Below are 3,219 nucleotides of genomic sequence, written 5' to 3' on the forward strand. Positions count from 1 at the left end.
GTGTTGGCGTAGCAATGCCAGATGCAAAGATCTTAGAGATTGGTAAGGGCCGTGTGGTGTCAGAGGGCAGCGACGTGGCGCTTCTGTCCTTTGGTGCGCATTTGTCTGACTGCACCAAAGCTGCAGAGGAACTCGCAACCCATGGCATTTCGTGTACCGTTGCAGATGCGCGCTTTGCTAAACCACTTGATCATGACTTGATCAGAGAACTGGCCAGTAATCACCGTGCGCTAATCACAATTGAGCAAGGCAGCGAGGGTGGCTTTGGTGCTATGGTGCTGCATTATCTTGCAAACTCTGGGTTGCTTGATGGCAAACTTGCCGTGCGCACAATGACGCTACCGGATCGGTTTATTGATCAAGCAAGTCCTGCTGCAATGTATGCTGATGCTGGATTAACAGCTGTCGATATTGCTGCCAGTGCTATGCAAGCAGTTGGAAAGAATATAATTCAATTAACATAATCATGATTATGAGTATTGCTATTGTAGTGGGCTTGAGCCACCTTCAACGGCGTCTCCCCTCTTCTATGCGCCGCTGCAGGTGACATTGCACGAGCAAAGTGACGCCGGATTGAGGTGTTTTAGTCGTTTTAACGCGTCAAACTCACCCACGCATCGTACTGTGAAAGAAACACTTCACCATTCATGTCGCCGATTAGATGGGATTTTTTCAACCGGTCCATCACCGGGCCTTTGACCTCGGAAAGGTGGAGCCCTACTCCCATGTCGATCAATCTCAGATTGATTGCTTCAAGGCTTTCTAAAGCAGAAAAATCTACCTCATTGACCGCTGAAAACATCAATACGACATCCTTAATATCGCACCCTGCCGTTACCCGGGACTGAACCAAATATTCAAGAAAACGCGCATTTACGAAATATAGGCTTTCATCTACCCGCAGTGTCAAAACATGTGGGTTGGTCTCAACTACATGCCTTTTCACATTTCGAAAATGTTGTGTGCTAGGAACAAGCCCAACCTCGGCCACATGAGGCCGAGACGTCTTGTAGAGGTGCAAAAGTATGGAAATACCTACTCCGCTTGCTACGCCAACTTCCACGCCCATGATCAATGTCAACGCTATGGTCGTCGCTACAGCTGTGAAATCCGGGCGCGCGTAGCCCCAGGTTTTTCTGAGGATCGAGAAATCTACCAATGATAGGACCGCGACGATAATTGTCGCGGCAAGAGTCGCGTTGGGTAAATAATAGACCAATGGCGTCAAAGCCAAGGCCGCGACAGCTAAACCGATGGCAGTAAAAATGCCCGCTGCGGGTGTTTCGGACCCTGCGTCGAAATTCACAACTGAACGTGAAAAACCACCTGTGACAGGAAAGCCTCCAGTGAATGCGGCACCAAGGTTTGCGGCTCCCAGCCCAATTAGTTCTTGATCCGGGTCAATCCTTTGACGCTTCTTGGCCGCTAAAGTTTGTGCGACCGAAATACTTTCTACAAAGCCAATAACGGATATCAGAATTGCCGGCACGAGCAGAGCTTTAATCAAGTCAGGAGAAAGCGCTGGAACTGTAAACGGCGGCAGGCTTTGAGGCACGTCGCCAACGATTTTAACCCCCATCCCATGAAGATCAAAAGCCCAGACTGCCAGCGTTGTTGAGGCCACTGCAGCAACAGGTCCTGCTTTTGCCAACAGATCGGTCATTAGAGGGCTCATACCAACTCGTTTTAACAATGGTTTTAAACTGCTGCGGACCCAGAATAGAAAACCCGTTGCGCTTAGACCAATGATGACAGTTACCAAATCTATCTGATCCAAATGAGCCAAGATCGAGCCCAGCATTTCAGGTAGAGTATGCCCGTGAGCGCTAATACCGAGGATGTGTTTGAGCTGGCTCGTGGCGATCAAAATACCAGACGCAGTGATAAAGCCAGCAATGACTGGGTGACTGAGAAAGTTCGCAAGAAACCCAAGCCGTAGAACACCCAAAAGTACAAGAAATGCTCCGGAGAGCCCAGCTAATGTAAGTGCTGCAAAAGCATATCCGGCGGTGCCAGCTTCGGCTACTTGCCCGATTGCAGATGCTGTCAACAACGACACAACAGCGACAGGTCCAATTGCTAGCGCTTTGGATGTGCCAAAGACCGCATAAAGAACAATCGGTGCGATTGAGGCATAGATTCCAGCCTCAGGAGGTAGGCCAGCCAATAGCGCATAAGCCAGAGATTGTGGGATCAGCATGATTGTGACGACTACTGCGGCAATCATATCATTTGAAAAAGCTGAACGGTCGTAGCGCCTCCCCCAATCTAGGATCGGCAAATAACGTGCAAAATAGGTCATTGTTTTGTTCAATCTATAACGGGAAACTACATCAGGATGCGGCTTCCCTTGGTATATCTCTGGGTGCTACAGAGGCATCATTCTGCCGGTGTTTCAAGCTTCTCTGGTGTTGCCATCCATTCCTTACCTTTCAGCATGGCCTGCCAGTAGATTGGCGGCAGCATCTTTTCCTTCAGAAACCATGCAGCACGGGTCGGTTTGGTGCCGTCGAGAATAAAAGAGGGAAAGCTTGGCTTTAAAACGCCGCCGTAACCAAACTCAGCCAGAACAATCTTGCCGCGCTCGACTGTCAGTGGACAGGAGCCGTACCCGTCATAGGCAGAAACCGGCGAACTGCCCCGAATATCCGCAATAATATTGTCGGCTACGGTGGGGGCTTGTTTGCGCGCGGCCGCCGCTGTTTTGGCATTTGGTGCATTCATTACATCGCCCAAAGACCAGATGTTGTCATACGATTTGTGCCGTAATGTTGCCTGATCCACATCAACCCACCCGGCGGCATCTGCAAGTGGCGAGACGCGGATGAAGTCTGGTGCAGTTTGAGGTGGGCAGACGTGCATCATATCAAAATCAACAGTGACCGTCTGAACATCGGTATCTGGCTTGCGTACCTCGAAAGTCGCAGTTTTGGCAGAGCCGTCAACAGACACCAGGTTATGGAAGTAGTTCAGTGTTGCGTCGTATTTTTCGATGTACTTCATCAGTGCGGGAACATAATCTTTGACGCCGAATAAAGCGCCGCCTGCATTCATGAACTGAATGTCGATATTCTTGAGAGCGTTATTGCGGAACCATGCATCGCCAGACAAATACATTGCCTTTTGTGGTGCACCTGCGCATTTGATCGGCATCGGTGGTTGCGTAAATAAAGCACGTCCTTGTCTTAACCCTTGAACTAATTGCCATGTGTATGGTGC

General features: G+C 49.6%; 3 protein-coding genes. 1 reads left to right on the forward strand and 2 read right to left on the reverse strand.

All coding sequences use genetic code 11. The features are described 5' to 3' along the window. The coding region (locus ACTF5M_RS11275; RefSeq protein ID WP_438961061.1) for a transketolase C-terminal domain-containing protein at nt 1-464 on the forward strand (464 nt) is incomplete at its 5' end. A 128-nt stretch (nt 465-592) separates the two neighbouring features. Here the strand turns inward: ACTF5M_RS11275 and ACTF5M_RS11280 are convergent. Both ACTF5M_RS11280 and ACTF5M_RS11285 read right to left on the reverse strand, forming a co-directional pair. Next, complete coding sequence (locus ACTF5M_RS11280) at nt 593-2,302, reverse strand: SulP family inorganic anion transporter (protein ID WP_438961062.1); 1,710 nt, start codon at nt 2,300-2,302, stop codon at nt 593-595. A 77-nt stretch (nt 2,303-2,379) separates the two neighbouring features. After that, nucleotides 2,380-3,219: NAD(P)/FAD-dependent oxidoreductase (locus ACTF5M_RS11285; protein WP_438961063.1), on the reverse strand; the 840-nt coding region annotated here is incomplete at its 5' end.

The sequence above is a fragment of the Nereida sp. genome, from assembly GCF_965655635.1.
Lineage (GTDB): Bacteria > Pseudomonadota > Alphaproteobacteria > Rhodobacterales > Rhodobacteraceae > Nereida.